Annotated in this window: 30 protein-coding genes and 1 riboswitch; of the genes, 17 read left to right on the top strand and 13 right to left on the bottom strand. The window is 36.9% G+C overall.

What is annotated here, in order from left to right:
- Positions 1–257: 257 nt before the first annotated feature.
- A complete protein-coding gene (locus ACFQ3N_RS11835) occupies positions 258–794 on the bottom strand; it encodes a YceI family protein (protein ID WP_390362674.1) in 537 nt (178 codons plus the stop codon).
- A 285-nt stretch (positions 795–1,079) separates the two neighbouring features.
- Between ACFQ3N_RS11835 and ACFQ3N_RS11830 the strand changes: the two genes are divergently transcribed.
- From ACFQ3N_RS11830 to ACFQ3N_RS11760, 15 genes are all read left to right on the top strand, one after another.
- Positions 1,080–1,535 carry a DUF6884 domain-containing protein gene (locus tag ACFQ3N_RS11830; protein ID WP_390362672.1) on the top strand — a complete coding sequence of 152 codons (456 nt, stop codon included), beginning with the start codon at positions 1,080–1,082 and terminating at the stop codon, positions 1,533–1,535.
- Positions 1,536–1,564: 29 nt separating this feature from the next.
- Positions 1,565–1,885 carry a hypothetical protein gene (locus tag ACFQ3N_RS11825; RefSeq protein ID WP_390362670.1) on the top strand — a complete coding sequence of 107 codons (321 nt, stop codon included), beginning with the start codon at positions 1,565–1,567 and terminating at the stop codon, positions 1,883–1,885.
- 175 nt (positions 1,886–2,060) lie between these two features.
- Complete coding sequence (locus ACFQ3N_RS11820; RefSeq protein ID WP_390362668.1) at positions 2,061–2,318, top strand: phage holin; 258 nt, start codon at positions 2,061–2,063, stop codon at positions 2,316–2,318.
- A complete protein-coding gene (locus tag ACFQ3N_RS11815; protein WP_390362678.1) occupies positions 2,315–3,142 on the top strand; it encodes an N-acetylmuramoyl-L-alanine amidase in 828 nt (275 codons plus the stop codon). Before ACFQ3N_RS11820 ends, ACFQ3N_RS11815 begins: the two co-directional genes overlap by 4 nt.
- 165 nt (positions 3,143–3,307) lie before the next feature.
- Entirely contained in the window at positions 3,308–5,080 is a 1,773-nt protein-coding gene (locus ACFQ3N_RS11810) for a M3 family oligoendopeptidase (protein ID WP_390362665.1), read from the top strand.
- Between the two features lie 61 nt (positions 5,081–5,141).
- Positions 5,142–5,246, top strand: a riboswitch (TPP riboswitch).
- 107 nt (positions 5,247–5,353) lie between these two features.
- Positions 5,354–5,926 carry an energy-coupled thiamine transporter ThiT gene (gene thiT, locus ACFQ3N_RS11805; protein ID WP_390362663.1) on the top strand — a complete coding sequence of 191 codons (573 nt, stop codon included), beginning with the start codon at positions 5,354–5,356 and terminating at the stop codon, positions 5,924–5,926.
- On the top strand, positions 5,926–6,156 hold the full coding sequence (locus tag ACFQ3N_RS11800; protein ID WP_390362661.1) for a hypothetical protein: 231 nt from the start codon (positions 5,926–5,928) through the stop codon (positions 6,154–6,156). Before thiT ends, ACFQ3N_RS11800 begins: the two co-directional genes overlap by 1 nt.
- 651 nt (positions 6,157–6,807) lie before the next feature.
- On the top strand, positions 6,808–7,371 hold the full coding sequence (locus ACFQ3N_RS11795) for an RNA polymerase sigma factor (RefSeq protein WP_390362659.1): 564 nt from the start codon (positions 6,808–6,810) through the stop codon (positions 7,369–7,371).
- Positions 7,364–8,146 (top strand): hypothetical protein, encoded by a 783-nt coding sequence (locus ACFQ3N_RS11790; RefSeq protein ID WP_390362657.1) that lies wholly within the window; start codon positions 7,364–7,366, stop codon positions 8,144–8,146. Before ACFQ3N_RS11795 ends, ACFQ3N_RS11790 begins: the two co-directional genes overlap by 8 nt.
- Positions 8,147–8,285: 139 nt before the next feature.
- Positions 8,286–9,707: a hypothetical protein gene (locus ACFQ3N_RS11785; protein WP_390362655.1), complete on the top strand. Its 1,422-nt coding sequence runs from the start codon at positions 8,286–8,288 to the stop codon at positions 9,705–9,707.
- Between the two features lie 78 nt (positions 9,708–9,785).
- Positions 9,786–11,168: a Glu/Leu/Phe/Val family dehydrogenase gene (locus ACFQ3N_RS11780; protein ID WP_390362653.1), complete on the top strand. Its 1,383-nt coding sequence runs from the start codon at positions 9,786–9,788 to the stop codon at positions 11,166–11,168.
- 218 nt (positions 11,169–11,386) lie between these two features.
- Positions 11,387–13,120: a carbon starvation CstA family protein gene (locus ACFQ3N_RS11775; protein ID WP_390362651.1), complete on the top strand. Its 1,734-nt coding sequence runs from the start codon at positions 11,387–11,389 to the stop codon at positions 13,118–13,120.
- Between the two features lie 79 nt (positions 13,121–13,199).
- Entirely contained in the window at positions 13,200–13,457 is a 258-nt protein-coding gene (locus ACFQ3N_RS11770; RefSeq protein WP_390362649.1) for a cory-CC-star protein, read from the top strand.
- A gap of 31 nt (positions 13,458–13,488) precedes the next feature.
- Positions 13,489–14,421 carry an ArsA family ATPase gene (locus tag ACFQ3N_RS11765; RefSeq protein WP_390362647.1) on the top strand — a complete coding sequence of 311 codons (933 nt, stop codon included), beginning with the start codon at positions 13,489–13,491 and terminating at the stop codon, positions 14,419–14,421.
- 5 nt (positions 14,422–14,426) lie between these two features.
- Positions 14,427–15,410 (top strand): zinc-binding dehydrogenase, encoded by a 984-nt coding sequence (locus ACFQ3N_RS11760; protein ID WP_390362645.1) that lies wholly within the window; start codon positions 14,427–14,429, stop codon positions 15,408–15,410.
- A gap of 87 nt (positions 15,411–15,497) precedes the next feature.
- Here ACFQ3N_RS11760 and ACFQ3N_RS11755 read toward each other — a convergent pair whose 3' ends face one another.
- The 4 genes from ACFQ3N_RS11755 to ACFQ3N_RS11740 all read right to left on the bottom strand — a co-directional run bounded on the left by ACFQ3N_RS11755 (position 15,498) and on the right by ACFQ3N_RS11740 (position 18,211).
- Positions 15,498–15,890 carry an ectoine synthase gene (locus ACFQ3N_RS11755; protein ID WP_390362643.1) on the bottom strand — a complete coding sequence of 131 codons (393 nt, stop codon included), beginning with the start codon at positions 15,888–15,890 and terminating at the stop codon, positions 15,498–15,500.
- 66 nt (positions 15,891–15,956) lie between these two features.
- Positions 15,957–16,679: an amino acid ABC transporter ATP-binding protein gene (locus ACFQ3N_RS11750; RefSeq protein ID WP_390362640.1), complete on the bottom strand. Its 723-nt coding sequence runs from the start codon at positions 16,677–16,679 to the stop codon at positions 15,957–15,959.
- Positions 16,676–17,329, bottom strand: coding sequence for an amino acid ABC transporter permease (locus ACFQ3N_RS11745; RefSeq protein WP_390362638.1), 654 nt, complete (start codon positions 17,327–17,329; stop codon positions 16,676–16,678). The genes ACFQ3N_RS11750 and ACFQ3N_RS11745 overlap by 4 nt, the downstream gene beginning before the upstream one ends.
- A 51-nt stretch (positions 17,330–17,380) precedes the next feature.
- Positions 17,381–18,211, bottom strand: coding sequence for a basic amino acid ABC transporter substrate-binding protein (locus ACFQ3N_RS11740; RefSeq protein ID WP_390362636.1), 831 nt, complete (start codon positions 18,209–18,211; stop codon positions 17,381–17,383).
- 292 nt (positions 18,212–18,503) lie between these two features.
- On the opposite strand from ACFQ3N_RS11740, the gene ACFQ3N_RS11735 reads away from it, so the two are divergent.
- Positions 18,504–18,986, top strand: a complete 483-nt coding sequence (locus ACFQ3N_RS11735; RefSeq protein WP_390362633.1) for a CBO0543 family protein — start codon at positions 18,504–18,506, stop codon at positions 18,984–18,986.
- Between the two features lie 46 nt (positions 18,987–19,032).
- Here the strand turns inward: ACFQ3N_RS11735 and ACFQ3N_RS11730 are convergent, their stop codons facing one another.
- The 8 genes from ACFQ3N_RS11730 to ACFQ3N_RS11695 all read right to left on the bottom strand — a co-directional run bounded on the left by ACFQ3N_RS11730 (position 19,033) and on the right by ACFQ3N_RS11695 (position 23,514).
- On the bottom strand, positions 19,033–19,758 hold the full coding sequence (locus tag ACFQ3N_RS11730; protein ID WP_390362631.1) for a thermonuclease family protein: 726 nt from the start codon (positions 19,756–19,758) through the stop codon (positions 19,033–19,035).
- Positions 19,759–19,834: 76 nt separating this feature from the next.
- A complete protein-coding gene (locus tag ACFQ3N_RS11725) occupies positions 19,835–20,692 on the bottom strand; it encodes a DUF421 domain-containing protein (protein WP_390362629.1) in 858 nt (285 codons plus the stop codon).
- 18 nt (positions 20,693–20,710) lie between these two features.
- Entirely contained in the window at positions 20,711–20,908 is a 198-nt protein-coding gene (locus tag ACFQ3N_RS11720) for a DUF1657 domain-containing protein (RefSeq protein WP_390362627.1), read from the bottom strand.
- A gap of 5 nt (positions 20,909–20,913) precedes the next feature.
- Complete coding sequence (gene spoVAE, locus ACFQ3N_RS11715) at positions 20,914–21,264, bottom strand: stage V sporulation protein AE (protein WP_390362624.1); 351 nt, start codon at positions 21,262–21,264, stop codon at positions 20,914–20,916.
- Positions 21,261–22,277: a stage V sporulation protein AD gene (gene spoVAD / locus ACFQ3N_RS11710; RefSeq protein ID WP_390362622.1), complete on the bottom strand. Its 1,017-nt coding sequence runs from the start codon at positions 22,275–22,277 to the stop codon at positions 21,261–21,263. Before spoVAD ends, spoVAE begins: the two co-directional genes overlap by 4 nt.
- Entirely contained in the window at positions 22,277–22,756 is a 480-nt protein-coding gene (gene spoVAC / locus ACFQ3N_RS11705; RefSeq protein ID WP_390362620.1) for a stage V sporulation protein AC, read from the bottom strand. Before spoVAC ends, spoVAD begins: the two co-directional genes overlap by 1 nt.
- Before the next feature lie 18 nt (positions 22,757–22,774).
- Entirely contained in the window at positions 22,775–23,152 is a 378-nt protein-coding gene (locus tag ACFQ3N_RS11700; RefSeq protein ID WP_390362617.1) for a hypothetical protein, read from the bottom strand.
- 155 nt (positions 23,153–23,307) lie between these two features.
- Positions 23,308–23,514: a DUF1657 domain-containing protein gene (locus tag ACFQ3N_RS11695; protein WP_390362615.1), complete on the bottom strand. Its 207-nt coding sequence runs from the start codon at positions 23,512–23,514 to the stop codon at positions 23,308–23,310.
- Between the two features lie 166 nt (positions 23,515–23,680).
- Here ACFQ3N_RS11695 and ACFQ3N_RS11690 point away from each other — a divergent pair, with 166 nt between their 5' ends.
- Entirely contained in the window at positions 23,681–24,124 is a 444-nt protein-coding gene (locus tag ACFQ3N_RS11690; protein WP_390362613.1) for a hypothetical protein, read from the top strand.

Genomic DNA, 24,124 nt, shown 5'->3' with positions numbered 1-24,124 from the left:
TTCAATGAAGGTAAGGATGACATTTTTAGAATTGAGGAATGAGTTAAGTCACACTTCGAGTTTGCTTCAGCTAAGGACTTTGAGCAGGACTTTAGCCTGAGGAACGACTTTAGTCGTCGACATTCATGTCCAAATCCACCTGCTTTAGCAGGTGGTCGTTTAAGAATCCAGGCTATTCGATCAGCGCTAAGCCATTTGAAAACAAATAAAAAAGGATACCCCCATAATCTGGGGACATCCTTAACAGTACTAGTTATTTACGCTTCTTTGTGAGCTTCGATTTCAAAATTGATTTTAATATCTTCTCCAACTAGTACGCCGCCAGTTTCTACTGCTGCGTTCCAAGTTAGTCCAAAGTCTTGACGGTTGATTGTAGTTTCTCCACTGAAGCCGGCAACTGTATTACCGCTCATCGGATCTTTGCTTTGTCCTTCATATACAACGTCAATTGTAACTGGTTTAGTTGTACCGCGAATAGTTAAGTCCCCAGTAACATCATAGTTACTGTCTGATTTCTTCTTAACATCTGAGGCTACGAAAGTCATTTTTGGATAATTTTCAACATCAAAGAAATCTGCAGAACGCAAGTGTTCATCACGACCTTCTTGACGTGTATCAACGCTTGCTACATCAACAGAAACTTCGATTTTAGCATCTGTTAATTCGCTAGGATCAGCTTCAATTACTGCATCAAATTCATTAAAGCTACCTTTCACCTTTGATATCATCATGTGTTTTACTGAAAATCCTAACTCGCTATGTGCAGCATCTACATTCCATACTGTTTTAGCCATTATAAATCCCTCCAAATAGTATATTTAATACGTTAGTTACTTTATGTCACTAAGTATATAATTATAAATTAATAATGTCAAGTAATTTAAAAGATAACTAGATACATAATGTCTATACCCCTATAGCCTAAGATTAAACATAGTACCAAATTAAACACAATAGAAAAATAGTGATATAATTATTTCTATAGTTTTTCTATATTTTTAATAAATCATTGTTGTCATAAAACAATGAAGGCTAGATCTTTTTATGTAATAAAAAAGAGGAAAGCTGAGGTAAGATTGATGAAACAATTAAGTATTATCCCTTGTGGCAGAAAGAAAATATGGGATGTGGACGTTCATATGGGAGCTGTTCCTACAAAAAAAGCATATGTTGGTACATTTCATAAGTTGTGTCGAAATTATGCAGAGAAGTTTACTGATCAGTGGGTCGTGTTATCAGCAAAACATGGATTTTTATTACCTGAAGATATAGTTAATCAAAATTATGATGTTACATTTAATCATAAAAGTTCTGAGATCATCTCGTATAATGCTCTACAGGAACAAGTAACAAATAAAGGGCTTGATCAGTTTGATGAATTGATTGTTCTGACTGGGAAAAAGTACAAGAAAGTGATTTACGGATCTTTTAATAATAGTGTTTCGTGCTCGTTTCCGCTGTTAAATTGTTCGGGAATTGGTTATATGCAACAGGTATTGAAAAATGCTGTACAAGAAAATAAGCCAATACATTAAAGGTATATAAGGTTAGGAGAATAAATTATATGGATCGTTGGATCATTATCGGAATTGTTTTAGTCGGTTACATTTTGTATAGTGCAATTAAACAAAAGGAAACATGGAAAAAGCTTTCCGTCATGCAAAACATAGGGGTTCTCGTAACATTTGTGGGTGTCATTAGTGCCGGTGGGTATATCCTCTTTTATGGGGTACGTTTCTTAATTGGATTTACCTCTAATGAAATTATAAGCATTATCATACAATTTATTACTGCTATTATTGTAGTTATTTTTTGCATGTTAGTATTTAGCTCTCTTGTTTCAAAAATAACAAATGGACTACTCCCAAAAAAGCGGAAACGTTAGAATTTTCACTAACTCTACATAAATGTGTAGGGTTATTTTTTTGAGAAAATATGCCCCGAAAATGGAATATCTTTCGATTGTAGCTTTAGAACAAACTATTTTTTTCTAAAGGGTAAAATTGCCGTTCCATAATCAACGGTTTCTGAAAATAATATACTATAACTTTTTTCAGGAGGTGGGAATTATGGACAAAGGTTCCATTGTTCGTACATTAGTACTTTTAGTGGCTCTTGTGAACCAGACATTAGTTATGTTTGGGAAGTCACCATTACCATTTGATGGCGAATTTCTGGAGCAATTTATTTCTACTGCATTTACTATTATTTCAGCATCTGCTGCTTGGTTTAAAAATAATTATGTAACCAAGACAGGCATACAGCAAAAACACGTATTGTTGGAAAAAGGATTAACGAAAGGAGGTAGAAAAAAATAGTCAAACCTATTTTAATTATTGATCCGGGACATGGTGGAAGTGATCCAGGAGGAGGGTCGAACAAATACTGGATGGAGAAGGATATGAATCTTGCAATTTCACTATATCAATGGAAGCGATATAAGGAATTAGGTGTACCAGCAGCAATAACACGAAAAAACGACCAGACACTCACACCTATACAACGAACAAAACTCGTCCGGGAAAGTGGTGCTATGTATTGCTATACTAATCATATTAATGCAGGAGGTGGGGATGGGGCAGAACTAATTCATTCCATTTACGGAGATAAAAAGATGGCAATGGAAATCTCAACTGAAATAAGAAGCACCGGGCAAAATGTACGCCGTGTTTTCACGAGGACTCTACCAAATAATCCACGTCGAGATTATTACTACATGAATCGTGATACGGGAAGTGTGGTGACTGTAATTATTGAATATGGCTTCGCAGATTCTAAAGAGGATGACATCCAGCAAATCAACAAACATTGGAAAAGGTATGCGGAGGCAGTGGTAAAGGGATTTTGCCAGTTTAGTGGATATCCCTATAAAAAGCCTACTAATTCAAAATCTAGTAATCCCACACAAGAGACAACCTATCTTCAGCTGCCTGCAAACGCAGAATCATGGCGGATCTATTCGCTTGAGGCACAACCATCAAAAGGAAATGAACGGGGTTTTTTACGACCATCAAAATTTGGTGGACTAACCTATGAGATATTAGGGAGTACACAAAACCATGTTTATCTAATTCATACAAGGGATTTCGGTGACGTCCAAATTTATGCGCACCCATCAACAGGAGCCACTTTTTCAAATTAATTTTTAAAAAAACCCTCTCATGTTCAATAGGTTGTGGGAGGGTTTTTGGTTACTTTTATCTGTGATAAAGAGAGGTATAATTAGGTTCCTTTCAGTGAAAATATTTTCATTTTTCGTTATAATATAAATGGCTTTATATTAACCAATTATAGAAGGAGCGGTTTGATGCTAAAAACGTACAATCCTACATGGGATTTAGATGTTATTTTCCCAGGTGGTAGTAATTCGACAAAGTTCCGTACGTATCTTGAAGATATTGAAAAAGAGATGGAGCAATTGACAGTAACGGTAAATAGCTTTGATGCTGCAAACGCAGAATCATTAAAAAAAGTGGTCGATCAGTTGGAAGGTACGACGAAAAAGTTGAGGGAATCATTTGCTTTCATTAGTTGTTTAACTGCACAAGATGTAAAGGATGAAAAAGCGAACCTATTAGTTGGTAAACGTAGTGAAATGAAAGCAAAGATGGATGCAGTAAGAACGAATTTTGTTCAAAAGCTAGTTTCCATTGACGATGTGACGTGGAACCAGTTGTTAAATCACCCTCTTTTAAAGAAAGTTGATTTTGTGCTGAACGAAGATAGAGAAAAGGCGAAAGACCTTTTGTCATCTGAGGAAGAGGTTTTAATTAATGATTTGGCTGTTGATGGTTATCATGCCTGGGGTCAAATGTATAATACAATCGTTGGGAATATGAGTGTGGAAATAGAAGAAGATGGTGAAGTGAAATCGTACTCGGTTGGACAAGCATCCAATAAATTGAGCAACCCAGATCGTACGGTTCGTAAACATGTATCTCAGCAACTGGATAAAGCTTGGAGTGAGAAGGCGGATTTATTTGGACAGACGTTAAATCATTTAGGTGGTTTTCGCCTGCAAACATATAAGCATCGTAACTGGGATAGTGTGTTAAAAGAGCCATTAGCAATCAACCGTATGAAAAAAGAAACATTAGATGCGATGTGGACTGCTATCTCGAACAATAAGAAACCTTTTGTTGATTTCCTTCAGAAAAAAGCAGATTTATTAGGACTGGAAAAACTGAGTATGTATGATGTTGGAGCACCAATAAATAAATCAGTGAAAACGTATAGTTACTCAGAAGGTGCAGATTTTATTGTGAATCACTTTGGTGAGTTTAGTCCAAAAATGGCTGACTTTGCACAAATGGCATTTGACAAACGGTGGATTGAGGCTGAGGATCGTGCCGGTAAACGCCCTGGAGGCTTTTGTACAAGCTTTCCTGAAAGTGAACAAACACGCATTTTCATGACCTATTCAGGAACGTCATCTAATATCGCAACATTGGCCCATGAATTAGGCCATGCTTATCATCAGCATGTGATGAATGATGTCCATGGATTGAATCAGGGGTATGCGATGAATGTTGCAGAAACTGCTTCCACTTTTGCAGAGATGATTGTCTCGGATGCTTCTGTTAAAAGTGCCGAGAACAAAGAAGAAAAAATGTCCTTACTGGAAGATAAAATCAAACGTAGTGTTGCATTCTTTATGAATATTCATGCTCGGTTTATTTTTGAACAACGCTTTTATGAGGAACGCAAGCAAGGAATGGTCTCTGTTGACCGGTTAAATGAACTAATGGTTGAGGCTCAAAAAGAAGCATATAGTGATTCCATTGAAGATTATGACCCAAATTTCTGGTCATCAAAACTTCATTTCCATATTACTGGGGTACCATTCTATAATTTCCCATATACATTTGGTTATTTGTTCAGCCTTGGTATTTATGCCCATGCCAAGAAAAAAGGCGGTAGCTTTGAAGATGATTACATCGCATTATTACGGGATACCGGACGAATGAATGTGGAACAGTTAGCAGAAAAACATCTAAATGTTGATTTAACAAAAGCTGATTTCTGGGAAGATGCCATTCAGCTTTGTGTGAATGATGTAGAAGAATTTCTATCTCTATAAGACTTGATTGCCAAAATCTAGCGAATACGTTATAATACACGTAACATAAAAGCATATGAATAAAGCCTACAGGGGGAGCCATTTGGCTGAGAGTGAACATGTTTGTAGTTCTTACCCTTTGAACCTGTTAGTTAATACTAGCGTAGGGATGGTGGCTTTTTTGATGGAATAAAAAGCAATGTGAGCGGATTCCCCATCAGGAAGCTTCCCCTTGGCATTGCTTTTTTGTGTGGAAAATTATAGAAATTTGCTTTAAAAAGGGGAGGAATTTTAATGAGTTCGAAACGAACATTGTTTTTAATTGAAGTAGCAATGTTTACTGGATTAGCTTTAGTTTTAGATATAATTCCGTTTTTAGCGTTTAAAATATGGCCAAATGGAGGATCAGTATCCTTTGCGATGATTCCAGTGTTTATTGTTGCATTTCGTTGGGGAATTAAAGGTGGATTAACTTCTGGATTATTATGGGGACTGTTACAAATTGTCTTTGGGGCATCCATCCTAACACCTCTACAAGGATTCATTGAGTACGGATTTGCATTCACTGTATTAGGTTTCGCAGGATTGTTTGCTAAACCACTACAACAAGCAATTAAAAATGGCCAGACTAAAGTAAGCTTTATATATATAATGTCAGGTGTGTTAATTGGTGCAACTTTAAGATTCATTGCCCATTTTTACGCAGGAATCGTATTTTGGGGACAATTTGCACCTGAAGGTCAAGAAGTGTGGATTTATTCATTAGTCTATAATGGTTCCTACATGCTACCGTCATTTATTTTGAGTACAATTTTAGTGTTCTTCCTGTTCCATAAACAGCCGAGAACTTTACTAAAAGCAGCATAATGACAATTTCCGCTCACAACAAAGATAACTTCTCTTCTATTAGAGAGGTTATCTTTTTATTTGTAAAAATGTATAATTGGATGAAAGAGGTGATCATGGTGCGGGAATTAATTGGACAGTGTGAAACTTGTGGGAAAAATATTTATTGTGAGAATGGCTTTTTTGATGGTGTACATGAAGATGGTAGCTCGTTATGTAATAGTTGTGCAGAAGAGCTTAAAGAAAAATAATGGCATGTAGTTTCCTTACGAAATTACATGTTTTTATTTTTGGCTACTTTCGCACGCATTGTTGTTTTTTTTTACTTCATAGTTGATGTAAAATGCGACGTAACTTTATGTGACGGTTAACCTACCGCTACGGAAATACACTTCGCTTTCCGTGGGCGGCTGATGAGCCTCCTCGAGCTAACGCTCTCTGGGGTCTCAGGCTAGGCCTCTGCTCCCACAGGATAAGGAAAGCTACATAGCTAGACATCGCATGAAGAAAATGTGGTCTTTACATTTTCAAGGAGTCTACGTGTATTTCCTCCGCTTTATTTCTGTTACTGTCGTGAGACTGTATTAGTATTAATAGAACCCCTTACCAGTCAGGGTGAGCGGAGGGCGGTGACTCCTGCGGGAACAGCACGTGTCTGAAGACACCGAAGTGGTGGTTTTCCGCTTCGGAGGCTGAAGCCGTGCCCGCGGAAAGCATCCGCCCGTAGCGATCCCAGACGGAGGTAATAGCACGCGTTCTTAGAAGTAAGCCTAAAGTTACGTCGCAGTTTATACTTATTGTGACAAAAACAACAATCTTTACTAAAACATCCTTATTTTTAAATGTAACCTTTTTATTAATCGTTACGTTTCACTGATAGAGAGTTAAGGAGGGGACAATACGTGCAGGATTTAATTAAGGCTTGTAAAAATGGGGATTTACAAGCGTTTAGCGGGCTAATTGATCATTATAGTTCGACAGTAGAGCGGTTTGCTTTCCAAATTGGAGTTCCCTACCACGATGTACCCGATGTGTCACAAGAGGTTTTTATACGAGTATACCGATTTCTTTACCAGTTTGATGGTAAATCTTCTTTCACTACCTGGCTTTATAAAATTACCTGGAATGCAGCAAAGGATTACCACAGGAAACAGTCTAGTTGGTTAAATAAGTTTACTCGTTTGAAGAATGATCAGACGAAATGTAACGCTTCAACTGATCATGTGGAAGAAAGCATTATTCGTGATGAAGAAGATGAATTATTGCTTCAATGTATTCACCAGTTAGACGAAAAATACCGGGTTCCTATCGTACTTCATTTTTTTCACGATGTACCATATGATCAAATTTCAACTATTACTGGAGTTAAACTATCAACAATTAAGGTAAGAGTGATGCGTGGCAAAAAAAAGTTAGCTGAGAAATTGGATGAGGAAGACGGTAAAGGAGGAATTGCCCATGGATGACAACCAATTAGAATCAAAAATTAAAAAATTGCGGAACTCTATGGAAAACTTCCCCTCAAGTACTGATAAGTCAGCAATCATGCAAAGACTCAAACAGCCAAAACGTAAAAGAAATCATTCAAAACTCCTGGTTTTAACTGGTAGTATAGCGAGTTTAGTAATACTTGCTCTATTGGTGTTATCAACTCTTGGAAATTTTGACTTTGCAAACAGTGATACTGCTCCAAGTCTAGACGAACCATTAATAGAACTATTGGATGTTCAAGTAGAAGTTCATTCAGATGAAGCTAGACTGGGTTCTATTGGGATAACATCTGGAGAAAGGGAAGGTGAAAAGGTTGTACCTACAGCGCTAAGCTATGAATTCACTATTCAGAATGTAAGTGATAGAACGATTGGAAGCTTGGAAGAGGGTGAATGGAATAAAAAAGATTTTGTCTATGAGAATGGAGTGCAAATAAGTATTAAACCAAATGATGAACTTATAAAAGAATCAGAAGAAATTATGGGGTACAACTTATTCAATGAAGAAGATCGCAAAAATAATTTCGGAGGTACAGGATATATTGGTCTACCTATAATAGAGGCAAACCAAAAGGGAAGTTATTCTTTAGATTTTCTGTTAGGAGCAAGTGAAGAAAATCCTGAATTACCACTAATCCCCCCAGATGAACAACTTCAATTATTGGAAGAACATGCTTGGAACGCGGACTTAATTGTAACATTACAGGATAAGGAAATTGCTCGTTTTGATTTAAGAGAATTTAAAGAATAAACCTATAATTCTACGTATTGAAAACCGACTTTTAGAGTTTGAAGCTTTTAAGCGTAATAGTGGACTGTAGGAATTGGCACCCCTTTTATGAAGTGTGCATAGGCTATAGCACACTTTGGAATGAAAGGAAGCGGTTCGTTTGGAACTTACCATTTCGCATTGGCTGTATGGTATTTTTACTTTGATCATAATATTGACGATGATATTTCGAAAAGGTGTAGTACTTCCAACTTTACTGGGAACATTCGTAATTGCGTGGGTTTATAAAGGAAGCGTTATCGATGGTTTTACATCGATATTCAATGCAAACCTTGTTGCAGCAAAAGAATTATTTAATATCTTTTTAATAATTACATTCATGTTGGCATTGCTTCATTCCTTACGTGATTTAGGTGCAGATCGACGTATGATTCAACCGATTGAAAAATTTATGGTGAATGGGCATGTTTCATACTTTGTACTAATCGGTGTAACATATGTGATTTCATTGTTCTTCTGGCCGACTCCGGCTGTCCCATTAATCTGTGCCCTTTTAGTTCCTGCAGCTGTTCGGGCGGGATTACCAGCTATTACAGCAGCAGTTGCTGTAGCCATTGCAGGGCAAGGGATGGCATTATCCTCGGATTATATCGTACAGGTTGCGCCAGGCCTTTCTGCTACTTCGGCCGGAATATCTCCAGTAGTAGTTGCTGATAAAGCATTAGTTTTATCACTAATAACTGGGGGTATTGCGATAATAGTAGCTTATTTGCTATATCGAAAATCAATACGCTCAAAAGATGATCCATTAAATGAAAAAGATTTGCAAGCATTACAATCAGTAAAAGAGACGGAAAATAAGCCACATTCAGCACACTTATCTACATGGAGTAAAGTGTTTGCTATATTGGTTCCTGTCGCGCTTTTGGGTGTGGTGATTTATATGATGTATACGAAACTTCAAGTAGGTAGGATGAGTGGGTTTGAAGGAGGAGATGGAGCGGCATTCGTTGGTGGAGTAGCTGTTATATTATTGTTACTTTCTACAGTTGCTTTTGGTAAACAACATGCACTAGATTATATTACAAATCATATAACAGACGGCTTTGTATTTGCCTTTAGAGCGATGGGACCTGTTATCCCTATTGCTGGATTCTTTTTTCTCGGAAGTGCAGATTTTTCAGGGAGTATATTAGGTATAGAAGAAAATGCACCTGGACTGTTATTTGATCTTGTACAATCCACACAGGAGTTTTTACCACAAAGTGCATTACTTGTTGCATTTAGTATGCTTATTATAGGTGTTATAACTGGGTTAGATGGATCCGGTTTCTCAGGACTCCCATTAACAGGGTCACTAGCAGCCGCATTAGAAACTAGTTCAATTGATGCTGGAACACTAGCTGCAATTGGTCAAATGGGATCAATTTGGACTGGTGGAGGGACACTGGTTGCTTGGTCCTCGCTCATAGCCATTGCAGGTTTTTGTGGTGTATCTGTTATGGAGTTAGTGCGCAAAAACTTTATACCAGTAATTCTAGGGTTACTAATTGCTACTATTTTTGCTGTGTATTTCTTGTAAGCCTAATACGTTGGTTTAAAACCTCCTCTTTAGTACAATCTAATTAATAGTAAAATAGGTAAATTGGAGGGATTTTCCATGACAAAACAAACGGATTCAATTGTTCGAGAATCACTAGATGCATTACTTGAAGATGAAACATTTTTACCGGATTTAAAGGGTGAAACAAGGGAGGAAGCTTTTACCTCTCTGGTTTCGATCCTTTCAACTCCGAACCATGTAAATAAATCATTTCTACGTGTCGCATTGCAAAATGGAAGCGTCGTGCGAATACCTGCATTTCGGGTTCAACATAACAATATTATGGGGCCATACAAAGGTGGAATTCGTTTTCATGAATCGGTTAATGAAAAAGAAGTTATTAATTTAGCCACATTAATGACATTAAAAAATGCATTACATGATGTTCCATTTGGCGGTGGTAAAGGTGGCGTAACCGTTAATTCACGAGATTATGATGCTAAAGATCTCTATTCCATCTGTAAAAAGTATGTTCAATATTTTAGTGATATTATAGGTCCGGACAAAGATATTCCAGCCCCGGACGTTGGAACTGGGGATCGGGAAATGGATTGGATGATGGGGGAATATAAAAGCATTCATCCCGGCCAAAGTTACCGTGGAAGTTTCACCGGAAAAAGTGTGGAAAACGGTGGCTCACTAGGACGGAGAGAGGCAACGGGTAAAGGGGTTTATTTTTCATTTCGATATCTGTTACACGATTTTGTTAATGACCGTAAAACATGGTTATCAGAACGTAATAGTATTTTTGCGAAAACGGCTATTAAGTGTAGTGAAAAAAAAACGTTATCCATGGCTGTTCAAGGGTTTGGTAATGTGGGTTCAGTAGCAGCTTTAGATGCTTATCAATGTGATCTTTTAAATAACAGAATTGTTTCCGTAAGCGATCGTAATGTGACATTATATAATTCAGATGGACTGGATATACCTGGTTTGGTGAAATTTGTAGAAAATAATAAAGGTGATCTTCCAAAAAGTGAAGAAGAGCTTAAGGATGCTGATGTAAAAGCCAAATTAATGGAACGTGATGACATTTTATCAATGGATGTAGATGTTCTTCTCTTAGCCGCATTGGAAGATCAAGTTCATAAGGACAACATGGAGGACATTAAGGCCAAGATCGTTGTAGAAGGGGCAAATGCTCCTGTTACAAGTGACGCGGATCAGTTCTTAAGTGAAAAAGGAGTTATTATCATCCCGGATATTTTAGCTAACGCGGGGGGGGTAATTGTTTCCTATTTTGAATGGCTACAAGGAAGAGAAACACAGTTTTTAGGTGAGGAAGAGATCTTTAATAGGCTTTTTAATAAAATGAAAACAACATTTGATACAGTACTCCCGCAGTTTTTTGGGGACCCCTTCCCATTAAGGCAAAATTGTTATATTCATGCGGTAATGAAGTTATCGACTATTTTGTATCGACAAGGGAATCTTTATTAGAAATATTTTTTAGATGAAAAGAACATTTCTCATTTTTAGGGATGTTCTTTTTTATTTGGCGATTTGTAGCATAATAAGCGTTGTATATTAACTTATATTATTTAATAGTTCACAATATTTGCTTCTTTGTATCCATATAATTATAATGAAGTTGTTAAAAACGATACACATAGTTTCTAGTAGAGTTATTCTAAAATACTCGGGGGAGGTAGAAAGTATTGAATGCTATTTTAGTTGCACTTATTGGTATGCTTGTATTTGCTTTAGGTTATCGCTACTATTCAAAATTTGTAGCTGAGAAGATTTATAAAATTGACCCAAACTATGTAACACCTGCTCATCGGTACAAAGATGGTGTGGATTTTGTTCCAACAAATAAATTTGTTCTGTGGGGACATCATTTCACATCTGTGGCGGGGGCAGCGCCGATTGTTGGTCCTGCGATTGCTGTTTACTGGGGCTGGTTACCGGCAATTCTATGGGTGATTTTAGGAACGGTGTTCGCAGCTGGGGTACATGATTTTGGTACACTTGTTCTTTCTGTCCGAAATAAAGGTCAATCGGTTGGGACGCTTGCTCATCGTTTAATTGGTAAGCGCGCTAAGATCTTATTTTTATTTATCATTTTAATTCTCGTTTTAATGGTTAATGCCGTATTTGCTTGGGTTATCTCGAATTTATTTGTTTCCTACCCTGCAAGTGTACTGCCGGTATTTATTCAAATTCCACTCGCTATCTGGATCGGCTATGCAGCATATAAACGAAACATGAAAATGCTGATACCATCTGTTATTGCATTAGGAATTATGTATCTTACAGCTGTTCTTGCCAGTAGGGTTGATATTTTACAAATTGACTTAGTCAGCTACATGGGTGGTGAAGGTGCCGCTGGTCTATTTGGATTAGGTGCTACTTCAACTGCGTTTTTTATTTGGATCATTATTTTGATGATTTATGTTTATATTGCGTCCACGTTACCCGTGTGGAAGCTTTTACAACCTAAGGACTTTATTAACTCACATCAGCTTATTGTTGGGCTTGCTATTCTCTACTTGGGATTATTATTCCTGAATCCAGAAATCACAGCACCTGTAACGAACGTAAATACTGATGTATCATGGTTTCCGCTTCTTTTTATAACAATAGCTTGTGGAGCGATTTCAGGGTTCCATGGACTCGTTTCATCGGGAACTTCTTCCAAACAACTGAATAAAGAAACCGATGCGAGATTTGTAGGTTATTTAGGAGCCGTTGGTGAGGGTATCCTTGCATTAGTTGCAATTATCGCTGTCGTTACGGTCTTTTCTAGCACGGAAGAATTTTTGGCAACGTATAGTAGTTTCCAGGATTCAAATGCAGCTGGCTTAGGTGTGTTTGTTGAGGGTGCTGCTAATCTTGCATCAGGTATAGCAATTCCGCCAGATATTGCAACAACTATCGTTTCCATTATAGTCGTTAGTTTTGCTGCGACTACGTTAGATACTTCTGTTCGTTTAATGCGTTATATCATTGCGGAATTAGGTGTAGAATATAAAATGCCCGTACTTACCAAAACACATGTTGCAACTTCTATTGCAGTTCTTTCTAGTGCGGCATTAGTATTATTACCTGAAGGTCCTAAAGGATTTGGGTCTGGAGGATACCAGTTATGGCCACTATTTGGTACTGCCAACCAACTGTTAGCCGGAATCAGTTTATTACTGATTTCCATATGGTTAAAGCGTTTAGGAAGAAACTATGCCATTACATTAATTCCAATGATCTTCTTAATGTTTATGACATTGTGGGCAATGTTTCAACAAGTCGTATTTGACTGGTCATGGGCTGGAGATAATCCGAACACGTTATTGTTTGTTTTAGGTGCGATCATATTTGTTTTCGCATTATGGATCATTCTAACAGCAATTACTGCATTAAGAGGTAAAATGGATAAGCCAGTCGACGACGATTAAGTAAGGGATAACAAATATTTTGTGGAAGGGATCATTACAAATAGTGGTCCCTTTTCTGCATACTAACGAGGTGATAAAAATGTTAGACAAAGTGAAAAAACTAATCGAATATTACGAGGAAGTTTTAAGCATGCCACATCGCCAAGAGGTTGCACGTGAACTAAGAGATGAAGACGATTTATTTTTACTATTACTATATTCAGAAATGATTGGAATACCGAATCCAGTTTATTACTATACACTTGAATTATATCCTTATATGATTGAAAAATTTCATGATTGGCATTTACGTATGGGAATGGAAAAATCGCCATTAACAGGAATTCGCTGTTGTTAATTTGTATGAACTTATAAAAGGGAGAATTGCTATGCATGTATTATCGAAGAATATTGTGTTTGTAGGTGGGAAGGGAGGAGTCGGTAAATCCACTTCCGCAGCAGCAATTGCTTACAAAGCAGCTCAAGAGGGTAATAAAACATTACTCATTTCCACTGACCCTGCTCATAACCTAGGAGATATTTTTAACCAATCTATAGGAGGAAAGACGACAGAAGTTACTGAAAATCTACAAGCAATAGAAATTGACCCAGATATCGAAACCAATAATTATATTAAAGGTGTAAAAGAAAATATAAAAGGAATCGTGCAATCTAGTATGATGGAGGAGGTCCACCGTCAGTTAGACACTGCAAAAGCTTCTCCTGGTGCTGATGAAGCGGCACTATTTGATAAATTAATTTCAATCATTTTAGAGGAGAGAAATAATTTTGATAAACTGATATTTGATACTGCTCCAACAGGGCATACTATTCGCTTATTATCATTACCGGAGTTAATGGGAGTTTGGATTGAAGGGTTGTTGGAAAAACGGAAAAAGGCGAATGAAAATTACTCTCAACTATTAAACGATGGAGAACCAATCGAGGACCCGATTTATGATGTGTTAAAAGAACGTCAAGAGCGCTTCACTAAAGCTAGAGAAGTTTTACTGGATAAAGAAGAGACGGGCTTTGTTTTCGTGTTAAATCCTGAGCGATTACCAATATTGGAAACAAAGAAAGCAATCGAATTGCTTGATAAATACCATCTACATGTGAAAACATTAATTGTGAATAAAGTATTACCTAATGAAATAGATGGTGAGTTTTTCCAAGGTCGAAAAAACCATGAAAAACAGTACTTAGACATGATTGATGACACATTTACAAAACAAGAATTAATTTATGTTCCGTTGTTCACACACGATATAACGGATCAACAACAATTAGAAGAATTCAGTACGTATTATACGAAAGGATGACAGTGATGAAAGCATTTGTACATGAGTATGGAAAAGTAAAAATAAAAGCTATGGACGAGCCTGTTGCAGACCAAGGAGAGGTAGTTGTATCCTTACGAGTCGCTGGGTTAAATCGTCGGGATATTAATATTCCAAATCGCAGAGGAGGGAAGGCAGAAGCATTAGTATTAGGCTCAGACGGTGCTGGTGTCATTGAATCAGTAGGTAAAGGCGTTACTAATTTCTCCATTGGTGATGAGGTCATTATCAATCCAGGACTTCGTTGGTATGAGAATAGTGATGCTCCCCCTAAAGGATTTGATATTTTAGGAATGCCTGACCATGGCACATTTGCTGAAAAGATAGCCATATCCGCGGAACAAGTAGAGAAAAAGCCGGCACACCTTTCATGGGAGGAAGCAGGAGTACTGGCTTTGTCCGCATTAACCGGTTACCGTGCTTTATTTACGAAGGGTGAAGTAAAAGAGGGGGATACCGTGTTTATTCCAGGTGCTGGAAGTGGAGTTGCGACATTCCTTATTTCATTTGCAAAGAATGTTGGTGCCAAAGTAATTGTTACATCCCGTAGTGAACGAAAGCGCAAACAAGCAATGGAACTAGGTGCTGATATAGCATTAGACACTAACAGTGACTGGCCTCAGGAATTAGCGGATGAAACAATTGATGTAGTCATCGATAGTGTAGGACGAGCAACGTTTAATCGATCTTTAGAAGTACTGAAAAAAGGTGGAAGGATCGTTATATTTGGAGCGACTACTGAAGATACAGTTGATTTAAATTTACGGACTTTTTTCTATGGTCAATACCAGTTATTTGGTTCAACCATGGGGAGCAGACAAGAGCTTCGTGCAGTACTAAAGCATTTGGAGGAGTACAAAACGCATGCTGTTGTTGATAAGACGTTTACCCTAGACAATGCTGAGGATGCATTTGAGTATCTTGAAGAAAATAAGCAGTTTGGAAAAGTAGCACTACGTATTAAGGGCTAATTGTTATTGGTTCTCTACCTAGTATAATTTAGAAAGCTCATTCAAGTAATAATGTATTACTTGAATGAGCTTTCTTAAACCAAAATATTATTCATCGTCTTCCACTAAAGGATATACCCCTTCTTCATCATGAACTTCTCTTCCTGTAACTGGCGGGTTAAAGGCGCAAACCATTCTCATATCTTTAAACGCCCTTAAATAGTGGTTTTCATGATTATTCAGTGCGTACATGGTCCCGTTTTTAATGGGATAAATAGTCCCATCGTCAACTAATTCGAGCTCCCCTTCTCCTTCGACACAATATACAGCTTCAAGGTGATTTTGATACCATATTTGTGTTTCCGTTCCTGCACGGATTACTGTGTCATGGTAGGAAAATCCCATTCCGTCTTTTTTTAATAAAAGGCGACGACTTCTCCAGTTTCCATCATCTACATCTCTGTCGGTTCCATCTAATTCTTCTAAAGTTCGAACAATCACTATTAAAACATCTCCTTTTTCTTGTTATTATTGTAAAATCATGAACATAGTATGCATGTCCTAAAGCTATAATACTTGGGATAAAAAGTCGTGTGTTCTTTGTTCTTTAGGATTATCAAATATCTGTGCAGGAGTACCTTTTTCGACAATATAACCTTCTTCCATAAAGACGACACGATGTCCAACTTCACGGGCAAAACCCATCTCATGTGTAACTACAACCATTGTCATTCCTTCTGTAGCTAAATTTCTCATCACCCCTAAAACATCACCGACCATTTCTGGATCTAGAGCTGAAGTAGGTTCGTCAAATAACATGATTTTAGGTTCCATGGCTAGTGCCCGGGCAATTGCTACACGTTGTTTCTGACCTCCGGATAAGTTTTGCGGGTAAACATCCCTCTTATCTGTGAGTCCAACCTTCTCAAGAAGCTGCATACATAACTCATCTACTTCTGCTTTTGATTTTCCTTTTAGGCGTTTAGGTGCTAACGTAATGTTTTCCTTTACGTTCATATGTGGAAAAAGATTAAAGTGCTGAAACACCATACCTAACTCTTGACGTAGCTTATTTATATTCGTTTTAGTATCTGTAATATTAGTATCTTCAATATAAACATTTCCCGCAGTGGGCTTCTCCAACAGATTCAAACACCTTAACAGCGTACTTTTCCCCGAACCGGATGGTCCTATAACGCAAACCACTTCTTTGCGTTTTATATGCATATTAATATCTTTAAGGACTTCTAAATCACCAAAGGATTTACGCAAATTATCAACTTTAATCATTCAATAGCCAGTCTCCTTTCAATCCAGCGGGAAAAGATGGTTAATATATGGATAATTATAAAATATAGAATACCCACAACAAATAAAATTTCAAATGCACGAAAATTCATGGAATAAATGGATTGTCCAGCCATTGTTAATTCAGCAATACCGATAACAGAAAGAAGTGATGTATCTTTAATACTTACAATAAATTGGTTCACGAAAGCCGGAATCATCATTCGTACTGCTTGGGGTAATATGATTAAACGCATCGTTTCCCCATACGAAAATCCGAGTGTTCTTCCTGCCTCCATCTGACCCTTGTCAATGGAATTAATCCCAGCACGGAAAATTTCAACTAGATAGGCACCGGCATTAATACTGATAGCAATAATGCCGGCAACTAAGGCTGGAACTCTCATTCCGAGAACAGAGGGTACACCAAAATAAATAAAAAGTATTTGTACCAGGATTGGTGTTCCACGAATCGCATCTACATATATTGTTGCAATCCAGTGTAAAACTTTATTTCTTGCAATGCTAAAGAGCCCTAGCACGAGACCAATGATTAATGCAATGATAAGAGATATGACCGTTATAATAATGGTTAAAACGACACCGCTTAAAAGGGTCGGTAATGCATCGATAATAATGTTGATAGTTTCCATTATTCGCCCCTCTTTCCTTTCCTGAAAAGTCCCGCAAGAATTTGGAAAGAATTATTCTCCGGTACCAAAGTATTTGTCATAAATTTCCTGAAATTCTCCACTATCTCTTAGATTTTGAAGCCCTTCATTATATTTATTTAGCAATTCCTCGTCATCCTTTACAAGCGCAATTCCATAATCTTCACCGGTCAGTCTATCCCCGACAATCCTGAGTTGAGTATCATCCTCATCCTGTCTGATCTTGTAAGCAACACTTGGAAAGTCGTTAATAGCTGCATCAGCATTCCCTGCTTCAACAGCTAAGTATAAAGCCGCATCTTCTGTTAAAACGGTTACATCACCGTTATATTGTTCCGCAAATTCTCGTGCTTTTTCAAGGCTTGTCGTACCTTGCTTAGCAGTAATGGTTTTGCCTTCTAAATCTTCCATGCTTTCAATCTCGCTATCTTTCCTAACGACTAAGGATAACCCTGATTCAAAGTAAGGATCCGAAAAATTCACAACCTCTTTTCGATCATCACGAATGGTGATAGCAGAAACAGCCCCATCAATTTGCTGGGCTTGTAGAGCCGGAATAATTCCATCAAATTTCATGATTTTCCAGTCCACTGTAAGGTTTTGGTCTTCGGCTATTGCTTCAACCAACTCCACATCGTAACCCGTTAAATCCCCATTTTCATCTTTATATTCAAATGGTGGATAATCTTGTACAACACCAAAAATCACTTCTTCAGGTTCAGCAGCTTCATCTGTTCCGACATTGTCATCTGGATCGGCTTCCTCATTTCCAGCGCCACATCCAGCTAATACCACAGTGAATATGGTAAATAAAGTTACAATAGGTCTTTTTTGTAATAGGGAAGGGAATGTTAATTTCTCCATGTGTCATACCTCCTAATTATATTTCTCTCTTAAGATGTCCAATTTCCTTTAACTTAATCGACTAAAAGAAAAATTATATTTGTTTCATACTCTTTGAAGGAGATTATTACACTTGTTGGGTGTATGAAGAATTAACTCATGGAAGAAAAAGCATTTTAACGTTATGGACTCGTAATTTAATCGATTTATGTATTCAACGATAATCCCAGCTAAAAATATTGTTGTGATGGGGGTGTAAAACTTTAATTTGGTAATAATGAAGGTGAGCCATGTAACATAGGGGGGCTTTTTCATGGATAGATTACTATTGTGGTTACTGTTAATAATAGGAATTGGACTATTATTATTCAGTTTAAGAAAGGTACTCATAACAGACTGGGTGATTATTTTCTTATTGACCGCTTATTTTTCAGTATTTTTAGGTGTTCTTGTTCAAGGTAATGAAATGCTTGATTACCCTGTAAGATTTTTAAGTGCTTACTTTGAAACCAGTTTACTTTATGAGTACTTACTACTCCCGGTTGTTTGCATTTATTTTTATCATTCCTCTTACCATTCAAGTTATTTGATGATTGTTCTGCAATCAGCATTGTACACCGCTATTTTAACAATATTGGAAGTCATTTTTGAAAGGTATACTAATTTAATTCAATATCATAAATGGTCATGGATGCATACGTTTATAAGTATTTTTTTACTATTGATTTTTATCCGTTTCATTATGCGATTAATAAGATGGAAGGAAAGAAATAAAAATGAATCTCGCCATTATTAGACTATCTCTTTATCGACTAACAGTTATCCAAGCATTACTTAACAAACTAATATTTAGCAGAACGAAAACCATTTTCAGTAGCTTCTTTTTCATTACAAAACCAGATTTCTGGTTTCGTTTGCTCATACCAAAGGGAATCAGGGGTATGATAGATTTTTTCTCCATTTGAATTTATGTTTCCTTTAATATCACAATTTTGTAATGGTGAACCTTTCCCATTACTCCCGTCCTGTTTGGAACTACTTTCATTTTCTTCTACCACTACCTCTGGGTGAAATCCATCTTCTTGGGTTGCGTATCCGTCAACACTCCAAATTCCAATTTTATTATTTTTCGCTTGCTCCTCAATATCACGGAAATCGTCAACGTACTTATCATTTGGAGGATATACATAAGCAACACGTGCTAAACCCTTTTCAAGTAGCATTTTGTTAAACATTTGTTTATCTTTTGTGTACACATAGGCAAGTAGGCGGTCATACTTATCTCGTTTCTCTGCACCATATTCGATTATTATTGACTCAGATGGGGAGAAGGTTACCTTCATCAGATTACTTGCTTCTTGTCCAAAAGGTTGTACGTCAACATCTGGATGCTTTGTTTCTGGAGTATCCACTAACAAGAGACGAACATACTCTTGTGTACCATCAATGTTAGCAATTAATGTATCCCCATCAACTACACGAACAAATTCCGCATTTTGTTCATTTGGAGAGTTTGAACAGCTGACAATAAATAATAACAATAAAAAATAGACTAGTTTTTTGCCCATACTAATAACTCCCTTACCCGAGTATAATTCAAAAATAATTATACAGGATAAAAAGTTTATTCACTACAGCGAAAAACTAATCTAAATATGGTGAAATCTTATTTATTGCGTGTTGCATTTTTTGACTATTTAATTGATATCTTTGCTTTGAATTCTGGTTATCAGTAGCTAAAGCAAAAAGTTCCAGGTCCGCTTGACACTTTTTCATTGTTGCAAGCAAAAGCGGTTTTTCTGTAGGTGTTGGAACGGCAATTTTGTCGTCATATAAATCAACCGTTAACTGTCCATCACTATCTGCTTGAGCTAAAAACACATTCTCTATACTTACATTAAGCTTATCTAACTCTGTTTCTAACCAGTTTGTATTTAATGACAGATTAGCTAATGGTTCCAACAATGCCTTTCCATCCATTATGATAGTTTGAGGTTCTTTTTTTGTACTAAGTTTAAGACCTAAGTCTTTTGCAGTAAGGGGCTGATTTTCCCTTTTAGGTAACACACTTAAATTACCAGTTGGCTCGAGTAAGGCAAATTCAACATCTGCAGCCTTAAAAACATTGTTATCGCGTAATTTCTCAAGCAAGTCATCGGTGGAATAGCCCTCTTTCTTTAAATTATCTTCCATAATTTTTCCGTCTTGAATAAATACGGTACTTTTTCCTTCTGTGAAATTACGAAATGATTTGCTTTTTAGCGATATGAATTCAACTGTATATGGAACAAGGAACCAAACAGCCATTGCTAGTATACCGTATATTAGGTTACTATTTACGTCTAAGGAATGAATAGCAACAATACCACCCAATACGATGCCAGAGATATACTCGAAAACGTTTAGTTGGGAGATCTGTTTACGTCCAAGCCACTTGGTCACCAAAAATAGTATAACCAAAAGGGTAAGAGATCTTAAAATTATTTCAATCCAATTGGGCATAGTTAATTATCCTTTCTCTTAGTATTGCGGCTCTTCTTGTGTAATTTGTATCACTTGCTTTTGAATGTCATTTTTCACTTCTTCTATTAATTGCTGTGTTTCGCTAAATACCTGTTTTGCTTCTTCACTTTGTGTTCGAGTAGCTAATGAAGACAAACTGGCTTCAATGCTTTTAATACTCGAAAAACAGCTTTTCACTTGAGAACCTACAGTCATGATCATTATCCTTTCGGTTTAAAAATTAATGCCCCAATCATGCCGAAAATAATAGCAGCAGAGATACCAGCACTGGTGACTTCAAACATCCCGGTTACGACACCAACAAGTCCATGTTTTTCTGCTTCGGCCATTGCCCCGTGTACAAGTGAGTTTCCAAAGCTTGTAATGGGTACGGTAGCGCCTGCTCCTGCAAAATCAATTAATGGTTCATATAATCCAAAGCCATCTAAAACAGCACCACTGACTACAAGAATACTTAGTGTATGTCCAGGGGTAAGTTTAAATACATCAAACATAATTTGCCCAATTACACAGATCAGACCACCTACAACAAAGGCCCAAAAAAAGATCATGTTATATCACTTCCTGCTTCAATTGATACTGCATGTGCAATGCAAGGGATAGGATCTTTTTGCTGAACACTTAAAGTAGAATGTAGTGCACCTGTAGCTACCACAAGTATTCGTTTAATATCTCCTTGCTTCATTAATTTTAAAAAGTGACCATAGACAACAATTGCTGAACAAGCAGATCCACTTGCCCCTGCTAGAACAGGCTGTCCTTCCCGGTAAATAGTAAGTCCACAATCAACAAATTGATCTTCTTCCATAGGAATGTCATTTTTTCGTAAAAGGTCTAGGGCAACCTCTCTACCAATGTGTCCTAAGTCACCTGTAATAATTAGGTCATAAAAAGATGGATCAACATTTCGTTCTCTTAAATGAGTGATGATTGTGTCAACAGCCGCTCCAGCCATGGCACCCCCCATGTTAAAAGGGTCTGTCATTTCCATGTCAACGATTTTTCCGATAGTTGCTGATGTTACAACAGGTCCTGTTCCTTCTTTGGAGACTAATGCACAACCTGCGCCTGTCACCGTCCACTGGGATGTCGGAGGCTTTTGTCCTCCATATTCTGTAGGGTACCGAAATTGTTTTTCTACGGCTGCATTATGACTTGCGCTCCCACTTAAAATATGGTTAGCACCTTGGCCATTAATAATAAAAGCGGATAATGCCAAACTTTCCATTGATGTTGCGCAAGCACTAAATAAACCAAAGTAGGGTAAACCCATCGTCTTAGCTGCAAAGCTTGTTGGTGTGATCTGATTAATCAGGTCACCACTAATGAAAAACTCGACTTGTTCCTTTTGTATGGTGCTATTCTTAATTGCGAATTGGCAAGCTTCTTCCATCATTAATTGTTGAGCTTTTTCAAATGAATCCTGTTTCAGCCAAATGTCTTCATGTAGGATATCAAAGTCATTTGGTATGCTTCCTTTTGCTTCAAATGGTCCACCGACAGTTCCGGTTGATGTTATAACCGGTTTATTTTCAAAAAGCCAAGTTTGATGTCCAAGTAACATTATAAGCCACCCCATTGAATTAAAATTGTTTTGATAAGGGCTATTACAAACGCTGAAAAAACGCCGAATAAAATTACGGCTCCAGCTAATTTGAACATATTACCTCCGACACCTAGAACAAACCCTTCTGTACGATGTTCAATAGCTGCTGAAATAACTGCATTACCAAATCCGGTAACTGGAACAGCAGACCCTGCACCTGAATATTGCCCGATACGGTCGTAAATCCCAAAGCCAGTTAGAAGCATGGTAATAAAAATAAGGGTTGCTACAGTAGGATTTCCAACGGTTTGTTCTGTGAAATCAAAGTAATAAATATAAATAGTTGAAATAATTTGGCCGATAAAACAAATAAATCCACCTACTAAAAAAGCCTTTAAACAATTTTGTAATAGTGGGCGCTTTACTTCTCGTTTGCTTTGAAATGCCTGGTATTCTTGCGCTTGAGGTGGCATTTTTTTCTTCTTTTTATCTGCCATTTCCATTCACTCTTTTCATCAAGTTTGCTCTTTCATCAATTTGGTGAGTTGTTTAACTTTTTTCATTAGTTTTTTTGGTGTTATAGAATTATCCTCAATCTTTTTTTCTAATTCATCTAATTCGAAAACAAGTTTTTTATCTGTTGATAATTCCACATCCAAATTTGGTACAATCTTTTCAATTTCTTTTTTATATTTTTTTCGTAAATCGGTTAGATTGAATCGCTTATTATGATGAAATTCAATGGCGATTATGAGTGTTTTAGATGTATTAACAGCATTGATCGATGTAATTCCATCGTGTTTGCTTAAACGGCGTTTCACTTGGTTAGAAGGACTTTGATCAAGCTCAGAAGTGGATATCTCGGTTAATTCAACATGTTTGTCATCTTCCAATGAATTATTGTTATTATTTGTATTACAACCAATTAAAGTAACCAACAATATGAAAGTAATACTTATTTTTAAACTATATATCATTCGACCACCCATTCTATCGCTTGAATTTATGAAAAGGGGCTGGGAAGGTAACAACCCCTTTATGGAATATTTTAAAATTGTTTATATTGTGGTTCTTCTTGCTCGATTTGGTCTACCCTTGGTTCTACACCATCCAAAATAGTTTGTGTTTGTTGCGCTGCATTTTGATACAGTTGTTTTGCTTGCTCATTTTGTGTTTGAAGAGCGAATTGTTCAAAACTAGCTTGTGCACTTTTTAGTCCAGCAATGGTTTGCTTTACTTGACTTCCTACTGTCATAAAAATCCTCCTTTACGTACGCTTCACCCTTTATAATGAAATATTTAGGGAAAAAATATACTTTCTAATATTTTCCTTTTGATAGCATTGAAACAAGTTATTATGTAATGTAAATAATTTGAAACTTTTATTTACTTAATCCGTCTTATAATTAGAGGTGGTAGTAATGAGAAAACTCATACTGATAGTATTGGTTAGTGTTGTTTGTATAATCGGAGGGTTTTATTGGGGAAGTAATCAAGCTAATGCCACGTTAACGGACAATATTACAACTAAAAAGCAAGTTGATGACTTTACTTTACATATTCGTATTGAGAAAATAGATGATGGATTTCAAGTGTTTCGCTCTATTCAATATACTGGTGATGAATCTGTTGAGATAGAACACCAGACACCGTTAGTATCCGTCTCTTTAAAGAATAAAAACCATGATTTCACAGGGAGTAATGTGACCAAAGTATTAGGGGAAGGAAACAGCTATTATCCTCAAAATGCAAAGGTTTTCACATCCCAGGAAGAAGGGGAATATCCGATCTATTTTCATGCAAGATTTACAGTGAATGGTGAGTGTTTTGAGATAGAACACGTACATGAATTAATATTGGAATAA

Source organism: Virgibacillus byunsanensis, from assembly GCF_042675965.1.
GTDB lineage: Bacteria > Bacillota > Bacilli > Bacillales > Amphibacillaceae > Virgibacillus_R > Virgibacillus_R byunsanensis.
The sequence above is the reverse complement of the archived record's forward strand: the minus strand, read 5'-3'. Positions and strand labels throughout refer to the sequence as shown.

Coding starts and splice junctions, on each gene's coding strand:
- ACFQ3N_RS11835 (WP_390362674.1), bottom strand. CDS start 794: ATGGCTAAAACAGTATGGAATGTAGATGCTGCACATAGCGAGTTAGGA.
- ACFQ3N_RS11830 (WP_390362672.1), top strand. CDS start 1,080: ATGAAACAATTAAGTATTATCCCTTGTGGCAGAAAGAAAATATGGGAT.
- ACFQ3N_RS11825 (WP_390362670.1), top strand. CDS start 1,565: ATGGATCGTTGGATCATTATCGGAATTGTTTTAGTCGGTTACATTTTG.
- ACFQ3N_RS11810 (WP_390362665.1), top strand. CDS start 3,308: ATGCTAAAAACGTACAATCCTACATGGGATTTAGATGTTATTTTCCCA.
- thiT (WP_390362663.1), top strand. CDS start 5,354: ATGAGTTCGAAACGAACATTGTTTTTAATTGAAGTAGCAATGTTTACT.
- ACFQ3N_RS11800 (WP_390362661.1), top strand. CDS start 5,926: ATGACAATTTCCGCTCACAACAAAGATAACTTCTCTTCTATTAGAGAG.
- ACFQ3N_RS11790 (WP_390362657.1), top strand. CDS start 7,364: ATGGATGACAACCAATTAGAATCAAAAATTAAAAAATTGCGGAACTCT.
- ACFQ3N_RS11780 (WP_390362653.1), top strand. CDS start 9,786: ATGACAAAACAAACGGATTCAATTGTTCGAGAATCACTAGATGCATTA.
- ACFQ3N_RS11770 (WP_390362649.1), top strand. CDS start 13,200: ATGTTAGACAAAGTGAAAAAACTAATCGAATATTACGAGGAAGTTTTA.
- ACFQ3N_RS11765 (WP_390362647.1), top strand. CDS start 13,489: ATGCATGTATTATCGAAGAATATTGTGTTTGTAGGTGGGAAGGGAGGA.
- ACFQ3N_RS11760 (WP_390362645.1), top strand. CDS start 14,427: ATGAAAGCATTTGTACATGAGTATGGAAAAGTAAAAATAAAAGCTATG.
- ACFQ3N_RS11750 (WP_390362640.1), bottom strand. CDS start 16,679: ATGATTAAAGTTGATAATTTGCGTAAATCCTTTGGTGATTTAGAAGTC.
- ACFQ3N_RS11745 (WP_390362638.1), bottom strand. CDS start 17,329: ATGGAAACTATCAACATTATTATCGATGCATTACCGACCCTTTTAAGC.
- ACFQ3N_RS11740 (WP_390362636.1), bottom strand. CDS start 18,211: ATGGAGAAATTAACATTCCCTTCCCTATTACAAAAAAGACCTATTGTA.
- ACFQ3N_RS11735 (WP_390362633.1), top strand. CDS start 18,504: ATGGATAGATTACTATTGTGGTTACTGTTAATAATAGGAATTGGACTA.
- ACFQ3N_RS11730 (WP_390362631.1), bottom strand. CDS start 19,758: ATGGGCAAAAAACTAGTCTATTTTTTATTGTTATTATTTATTGTCAGC.
- ACFQ3N_RS11725 (WP_390362629.1), bottom strand. CDS start 20,692: ATGCCCAATTGGATTGAAATAATTTTAAGATCTCTTACCCTTTTGGTT.
- ACFQ3N_RS11720 (WP_390362627.1), bottom strand. CDS start 20,908: ATGACTGTAGGTTCTCAAGTGAAAAGCTGTTTTTCGAGTATTAAAAGC.
- spoVAE (WP_390362624.1), bottom strand. CDS start 21,264: ATGATCTTTTTTTGGGCCTTTGTTGTAGGTGGTCTGATCTGTGTAATT.
- spoVAD (WP_390362622.1), bottom strand. CDS start 22,277: ATGTTACTTGGACATCAAACTTGGCTTTTTGAAAATAAACCGGTTATA.
- spoVAC (WP_390362620.1), bottom strand. CDS start 22,756: ATGGCAGATAAAAAGAAGAAAAAAATGCCACCTCAAGCGCAAGAATAC.
- ACFQ3N_RS11695 (WP_390362615.1), bottom strand. CDS start 23,514: ATGACAGTAGGAAGTCAAGTAAAGCAAACCATTGCTGGACTAAAAAGT.
- ACFQ3N_RS11690 (WP_390362613.1), top strand. CDS start 23,681: ATGAGAAAACTCATACTGATAGTATTGGTTAGTGTTGTTTGTATAATC.